The organism is Pseudomonadota bacterium (genome assembly GCA_018242545.1).
GTDB lineage: Bacteria > Pseudomonadota > Alphaproteobacteria > 16-39-46 > 16-39-46 > 16-39-46.
The window spans coordinates 34,652-42,514 of the sequence record JAFEBT010000008.1; the positions used below are offsets into that span (position 1 = coordinate 34,652).

The 7,863-nt window shown below is 36.0% G+C and carries 5 protein-coding genes; 1 reads left to right on the forward strand and 4 read right to left on the reverse strand.

Translation table 11 applies throughout. The features are described from left to right. Positions 1-29: 29 nt before the first annotated feature. The 3 genes from JSS34_02325 to JSS34_02335 all read right to left on the reverse strand — a co-directional run bounded on the left by JSS34_02325 (position 30) and on the right by JSS34_02335 (position 4,844). A complete protein-coding gene (locus JSS34_02325; GenBank protein MBS0185178.1) occupies positions 30-2,543 on the reverse strand; it encodes a hypothetical protein in 2,514 nt (837 codons plus the stop codon). A gap of 142 nt (positions 2,544-2,685) precedes the next feature. Next, positions 2,686-3,450, reverse strand: a complete 765-nt coding sequence (locus JSS34_02330) for a glycosyltransferase family 2 protein (GenBank protein MBS0185179.1) — start codon at positions 3,448-3,450, stop codon at positions 2,686-2,688. Next, on the reverse strand, positions 3,447-4,844 hold the full coding sequence (locus JSS34_02335; GenBank protein MBS0185180.1) for a hypothetical protein: 1,398 nt from the start codon (positions 4,842-4,844) through the stop codon (positions 3,447-3,449). The genes JSS34_02330 and JSS34_02335 overlap by 4 nt, the downstream gene beginning before the upstream one ends. Positions 4,845-5,233: 389 nt before the next feature. Here JSS34_02335 and JSS34_02340 point away from each other — a divergent pair, with 389 nt between their 5' ends. Continuing rightward, the gene (locus JSS34_02340) at positions 5,234-6,430 is read left to right on the forward strand and encodes a hypothetical protein (protein ID MBS0185181.1); all 1,197 of its coding nucleotides are present in this window, start codon (positions 5,234-5,236) and stop codon (positions 6,428-6,430) included. Positions 6,431-6,559: 129 nt separating this feature from the next. Here JSS34_02340 and JSS34_02345 read toward each other — a convergent pair whose 3' ends face one another. Continuing rightward, the gene (locus JSS34_02345; protein MBS0185182.1) at positions 6,560-7,414 is read right to left on the reverse strand and encodes a hypothetical protein; all 855 of its coding nucleotides are present in this window, start codon (positions 7,412-7,414) and stop codon (positions 6,560-6,562) included. Between the last annotated feature and the right edge of the window lie 449 nt (positions 7,415-7,863).

Sequence of the window (7,863 nt, forward strand, 5' to 3'; positions counted from 1 at the left end):
AAACTTCTCAAGACGGTGTATCATACCTTTTATGAGAACTTTTTTCCTGAAGTAAAAGTGGGTCTTTGCATAAGAGGAGGTCCTTGCACCAAAGGAGCCGGCATCCCGAAAGCCTGAGGATTATAAAAAACGGCAGGAGACATTGAAAGGTGATATTGAAGAGCGGCAATTTCTGCTTTTAACTGAGCAATCTGTGCTTGATAAGCTTTCTCCATTTCTTTTTGATAGGCTGAGCTTCTGCAAACAACAGCTCTTTCGTCAGCTGCTCTTTCTTCAGCAGCATGGGTTTTAGAAGCTTGATCTAAAAGCTCTTTCATCATGCGAGCGCGTTCAGCCTCTCCTTCTTTTCTTTTCGTTTCAAAAAGCTCTTGTAATTGCTGTTTCTCTTCAGAGGTTTTTTGAACTTTTTGTCGGAGATCTTCAAGCTGTTGTTGAACATGGTACATTGATGTTTCCAACTCTTTTTGCAGTTTTTCTTTTTCAAGTTTCCATCTTTGCGCTAATTCGTCGTCAAAACGCTTTCTTATACTTTCTTCTTGGACCTGTGCCTGTGCACATATTTCTTGATTTTCTGCCTTTAACCGATCGGCTTCTGCTTTTAGGAAAGCGATCTTTTCATATAATTTTTCTCCGAAGTTATCGAGAGGAAGGCTCTCTTCTTGAAAAAGTTGAAAGCAACCTTGGAGAAATGCCTGTGCATTCTTTTTTTCTCCTTCCTTTTCTTCTAACAGATCTTTGTATTGTTTCCTTAATACATCAAGACTTGTTTGATGATTTTTTGTTAATCCTTCAATTTTAGCATCATACGCTCTTTGTAATGATTTTTTGACCTTTTCAAGCTCAAACTTAAGTCGAGAGGAAAAATCATTTTTAAATTTTGCAAGCTCTTCTTTTAACTCTAATTCCTGTGCTTTAAGAGCCTTTATGGATTTCTGAGTTGCCTGTTCATTTCTATCTGAACTTTCTTTGAAACGTTTCAATTTCTCTTGAGCCTCTAATAATTTTTTTCTTAAAAGGTCTTCTTCTGAAGGTTGTTTTTTTGCCATCTCAGCTTTGAGATCACGATTGGCTTGTTCTAGGTTTTTTTGTTCCTCCGTTAAAGTCTTCATGCGGTCATTCAGAGCCTTTAACTCTTCTTGATGCTGCAGTTCTTGTTTTTTTAAGGACATGAGCTGTTCTTCGAGCTCAAAAATTTTTTCTTGAAACTCTTTTCTTTTCGATAACATGTGTTCACTTTCAAACCTAAAAGCACTTTTTTCAATGGATAAAGGCAGATTATATATTATGTCAGATTGTATCGAAGGCCACCCATAAAGGTAAAAATCTTGAAGAGATGCTGCATAAAGCTTTAGATTTTCTGGACTGAAAGAACTTACTTCCTGGCGCAAAACTTCTTCATAATCGTCTAAAGAATAAGAAATTCTGAAAATGTCCGCTTGCGCCTCTGGTTTTTTTTCAAAAGCCTTCTTAAGGTTTCTTAAATCCTCTCTCATACCATTCATAAGATCATTAAATTGTTCCGTGGTTGCAATTTCTTCAGGGGGAGAAAGATTCTTCATGCTAGATAATTTAAAAAAAATGCCGTGCACATACATAAGGCGCCCCGTGCAGAGTGCCACAACTTTTTCCAGATCTTCAAAAAATTCAAATTGACAATAAAAACCCAGGCTATAGGCTTTTTGTCGGCATTCTGCCAGGGCATTCTTTGTTTTTAAATATGGACCTATTCTTTCCAAAAACTGTTTAAGATCACCCTCAAGTGAAGATCCCACACATAAGTCAGCATGCGTTTTAAACCTCTGTCGAATGTCGCTCGGAAGATCATAGAAATCTGGAACGTCTGCTTTTTTATCTGAAAACAAACGAAAAATCCGCCATTTCCAATAAATTCGATAGCATTGCACAAAAAACCAATCAATTTCAACTTCAGAGGAAAGAGTTGTTAAAGTTTTTATACCGTCATCTAAGCTTTTTTTTAAGAAATTTCCTTTAAAAAACTGAAAGTCCGTCCATTCTTGAACAACAAGAGGAAGGTATATATCTTTTTGACCAGAAGTGGCATCCTCATCAAAAAATCTCCTCAAAAATTCAGGGCTTTTGAACACAAGATCACGGGGATTACACTCTTTTAAACGATCAAATTCTCCAAAAAATTTCTCTTGATTCAAAGTTTGGCATAAAGATCTATACCGGCTTTGAACAGCAAGAACATCTGCGTCTGTAAGAATTTCAAGTTTTTTTAGCAATAAGAGCCAATCCGCCTCCGTTCCTCCCCTTAAAATATCGCTTCTTATTGCTCTCCAATATCCTGACATATGGCTTCTAACATCTTTCGAAATAGTGATTTCTTTATCTCGTCGCATCTCCCTCTTTTCGATGACGGTTTTCAAAGCTATTTCATACTGCTCAAAGGCGGTTCTTATCTTTAAAACAACGTCCCGATGAGAATGTTCATTTTCATCAGTAATTGCACAAATAGAAGATGTTTGAATAAAAACCCCAAATAAGAACAGGAATAAGAATAAGCGAATTTTTAAATACATTTAAACTTTTAGAATGCCCTTTTATAAATATGCTAAAACAAAAAACTTCTCTTCTTTTTTAAAGATTCTGTCAATAGAAATTATCATTTTTTATAAAAACGCAAAGATTTGCTTTCAAAAAGAAAATGGGAAAATTTTGAAATTAAGATTTTTCCTTTAAAATTTCTTGAGCTTTTAAGGTAGAAATCAAAGGATAAAGCCCTGTAAGAAGGGCAATTACAAATCCAAGAGCCCCTTCTTTATACCCTTTGCGCCGAATAAAACATTTATAAAAACGAAAGAAAAAACGTCTGATATTCGTGGATGTTTTATCAAGTTTTCCTGATTCAGCAAGATCTTTTGCACGCGCTGTTGTATAGGAGTTAAACCTTTTTAAAGTATCTGAAAGATCCGTATCTAAGTGATGAATAAGTTTTCCTTTAAGACGCGGACCCTTTTTTCCTAAAAAAGTCACAGAAGGATGAAGACGTTGAGATCCCCAAGTTTTTATACCTTTTTTAAAAAGCCTTGGAACAGCTGTTGTTCCGAAAGAGCCTCCCCACCCATACCGAACAAGCCGAGATCCAATATAATTATCAATCGGAACTTCCCACCAATCGGCTCTAGGATTCTCAATAAGAATTCGAATTTCTTGTGCGAGTTCAGGAGAAACCCATTCATCCGCATCAACTTCAAGCACCCACTCTCCTCGACATTGTGATATGCCAAAATTACGGCGATCTCCTTCTTTTTCAAAATTACCTTCATACACCATCGCACCTTGCGAAAGCGCAATCTCTTTCGAGCGATCGGTTGTTCGATCTAATATCACAACACATTCATCGGCAAATTTGAGATGAGAAAGGCATGCCTCAAGACGGCTTTCCTCATTGCGGGCAACGATAAGAGCTGAAATCTTTGTGCTCATTTTTCTCCCTGTGACAACGTGCCATCTTTCTTCTCCATAACGTTATTTTCAGGACTTATGAAGAACGGGAGTGTGGTTAAGGCTTCAGGATTTTCTTTTGCAACCCGGGCAATATCATTAAAGTTTAAAGGATCATTAATATTCATTTTTCCTTCAGACATCTGATCTTGATATATTTTTAGGACATGCGAGACAAAGGGAAGACCTAAATCTAAAGTTTTTGTCAATCTCTCTTGCGGTGTTTCACCAAGACTTTTGTTATTGTATAGATTTACAAAAACAGCTGGAATATAGGTTGGTGTCACAGAAGGTAAATCAGGAGATAAAGGGTCAAACATTTCTATAAAAAGATTCTGTTGTGTTAGGTCAAACTTTTTAAACGCTGATTTTAAAATTTCTCCATCCGTTTTTTCATATAAGCGAATCATCGCTCCAAGACGCGTTAAAATTCTATCCTCAGGCGTGTTAGAAGCAAGTCCAATCCAGGATGCCCGGATTTTAATATAGTTTTCAAGAACATCTTGAGCTGTCATCTCTTCTTTCTTTAAAAGGAGTAAAGATGTATCCATTGCCATAAGCGCTTTGTATACATTTTCTGTCAGGACAATTGAACTTGTTGGATTCACATGCCCTCCTGCCCCAGATACGTCTGCAATATGGACAAGAAAATCAAATTCAAGGGCCTTAGGATCTCTCTCAATAATATGGGACTCTATAAGAGGCATAATCATTTCAATGCCTCCTTCAAGATGCAAAAAATGCCCAAAATGAATAATTCCAGAAACTTGAGGAAGAATTTCTTGTGCCCAAGGTGTTAATTCTTTAAAGGTTGGGAAAAGAGCTGCATCCCGTTGGAGCGCTTCTTTTAAGAATTCATCATGATCAGAAACTGTAATTTCTTTAAAATAAGCACGGGCGGTTTCTGTTTTTCCTGTATCTCCAAGAACAAGTGCAATTTCAAAATCCTTATGTGTAACGCCTGAGGCAATCATAGCCGCATAGCGTTTATGAAGGTTTAAAAAGCTGTCATAAGAAAGTTTATCAGGCTCTTTTTGAGCGGATGTAAAGGCTTTATAGGCACTCTCAGTCCCTTCAATGAGCCAACTTAAACACATAAGACTTAAAACAGACCGATCAAATTCAGGGTATTTTTTTCCATATAAGAGAAAAGAAGGACTTTGATCATTATTTGCCATATTCCCTTTTTGCATATCGTGTGTCTGACGAACGCCTTCCCCTCCTAGCCATGCAATCTCTGGATATGCCTTCATCTTTTCATTAATCCATTCCTCACTTCCAATTTGTGGCGGTGTTTTAACAAAAATACTATTTGATAACCATAAAAGAACTACAACCCCAAGGACCCCAACCAACGTTATAATTTTATACTTCATCTAAAATCCTTCTCATTTTTAAAAATTTTCATGTTTTACATTTAAAATGTAAAAATGATGTTTCCATATTCTGGAAAAGGTTTCAATCCCAAATGGATGATATTTTCTTTATTTTTTAATGCTCTCCTATTAAATTCATTTTAAAATCAATATTATTAAAAATAAGATATCCTTAAAGAGCTTTGGACCCTCGCATCAAGAATGGAAAACAACTCCATCAATTTTTTTTAAGATCGCATAAATATCTTTTATTCTCTGCTCTCAATGTAGCATGGTCCTTTTTTAAGTGTCCACTATCTATTGGCTACGCTTTTTTAGGAAACGTTCAAAGATTTTGATTTAAAGAAGTAAAGACTACCATTTGATGATCAAAAATTTTAAGAGGAATTATGTTATTTAGAAAAATTTTAAAGAAAAAAATATTTTTTTTGTCCCTTCTTCAGTTAATAGCCTTTCACTCCGCTTTTGCGGGCATCGTTTTTTTCCAAGATATGGATATATATAATGAAAACCAAAAGCGAGATCTTTTTAAGCGTGCTTCATGTCCTTTTCCAGATCTCGAAGAAATCAGAAGAGACTATCCTGGTTTATCGTGTGATTTTGTTCCAGATACAACATTGCAGGTATTAATTGAACCTCTCTTGAAGCAACCAGAACTCAGACTTTCCTATAGTCGCTTATGGGATAATGTGTTTCCGGAGAATCTTAAAAATTATACAGACTTATTTTTTATAACTAACCTTCATTTTACAAGGTTTTTCATACTTAATAATGCATTTCAGTCCTTCGCAAAAACGCAAGGTGATCTAATCCTGGCCGCAAGAGGTATTGTTGCACGTGGCATACCCTTAGCGGGAACATTTTTAACCATTGATCTTTATGCTCGGATTATTGCAAAAGAATTGGAAGCTTTTCAAAATCATTTAACACTTTTCTGGAACGTTGCGTATGATTCTGAAGACGCTGTTCTTCATAAAAAAGATACGCCTCTAAGAAAATTTCTTCCCCAAGATGGAAAACTCTGTGAAGGAAGTTTCTCTTATGGTGTGAGACCATTAGACGGTTTACTCCGTATGGATTACAGAGCTGAAAACTTTCAATTAGAATCTCCCTTCACGAATGGAGCACCTTTAACACATATGCGGCATTATGCACATTTTGAGAAAAAAGAAGGAGTCGTCGCTTTCTTATACTGCCTTGCAATTCCACACACTGAATTGGAAGAGCTCGCTCCTTATGTTTATGATGCACGAGCTTTAAATTTTTTTCAGCTTGGGCTTGACTCAAAAGGCCCCACAGCCCAACACCAAGTCTTTTTTAGAAAAAAGAGAGACAAAGAAGGAAAAGGTATAACACTTTATGATTGGGGCGTATGTCCTCAAGAAGAAGCATATAAACTTGAAGATAAAAACATGCGAAAAACCCTTATAAAAAGTTGGTATCGATGGATGGGACTTTATCTTGATATTCTCTCTAAAGATGGGCACGTCTTAACGCACGGACAAGAAGTTGGCACACAAAAATTTTATAGAACATTTTATGAAATACATCTTGATGCAGTTCTTGCCTCTAAGCTAGATCAATAATGCTTTTTGAAAGCTTAAAGTTCTCACTTCTCCTTAAGAAAAGCTTAAATTAAAAGAAAGCAGCCTGTAAAGGCTGCTCTCTTTTGAAAAATAGATCATTTTCAAATCAAAAAGATTTTGAAAAGATTTCTATTTCTTTTTCTTTTTCTTACCAAATAACTTCTCGACACCATCTCTTACTTGATTAAAGACCCTCTCAGCTTCTCTTTGAACCCTCTCATGATCTTGGAGTTTTGAATCTCCCGTTTCAGCAAAAGCATCTGCTTTCTTCTTTGACCATTTCGCAGAGAAGTTATCCCAACGTCTTTCTTGCGCCGATTTTGGAGCAGGTTCTCTGCCTTGAGCAACAGCAATTTCATCCTCGACAGCATCCGCTTCATCTTCTAAGTGCGCAATTGCAGCTCTATGCGCATTGACAGCAGCTTCAAGCCCTGGAACAGGATCCTCAGCATCAGCAGCTTGAGCCTCAGAACGTGCTTCAGCGGCTCCATTTGCGGCTTGAATAGCGGCTTCTTCTTGGGCTTTCAGTTCTCTGATTTTTGCTAAAAGCGACTCTTTTTTAGCTTTAAGAGCAGCCTGCCTATTTGCTTTCTCAACGGCATCTTTTGTTGCAAGTTCTTGCGCTAGAAGCTGATCTCTAAGGATTCTAATGTCCGCATCATCGTCATCATCTTCATCTCCTTTAGATTTTTTTTCATCTTTCGAAGATGCGGCTGCTGCTTCAGATACCGCCATTGCGGCAGCAACTGCATAGGGAGGAGGAGCACTTTCATCATCTGCAGAGATTGCAGGTGCAAAATGTGCGACAGGAGGAATAGATGCTTCGTGTTCCCGTATGGAAGAAGGAGGAGTGGCCCTTGAAGGTCTTTGTTCTACGTCTTCCCCATTCGGGCCACCTCCTGCAACAACGTTAAGATAACATGGAAGCAAAGCCGCGGCACAAAGAGCAATAAAAGAAGCTTTATTTTTAAAAGAATATTTCATCTTAAATCTCCATCAGTTGGTTTTCAAACGAACGTGCTGTGGCTATAAATTTAAAGTCTTAACGGATTAACAAGAGCAAATTTTTTTATGAAAAGTATTTTTTTATAATCTACAAACCACACATGTCTTCTTCTTATAGCAAATTTAAATTAAAATTTCAAGGTTTTTTATAAAAATAAAATTCTTATCTTAAAAAATATCAAAACATCAAATATGAATATTTTTATATTTAATAATAAAATTAATATATCTTTAAATATTTAAATATATATTTATTTTTATTTAATTTATGTTTTTAATTTATCTATATACAATATAAAAATAGGAAATATTATTTGATTCTTATTACAATAATATAATTATTTTAAATAATTTATGAGACACTTAACTAAACAATGCTAAGAAAGGAGAAAGAAGAGCTTCAAGGTTTTTTTCTTCTTGCAAATGAT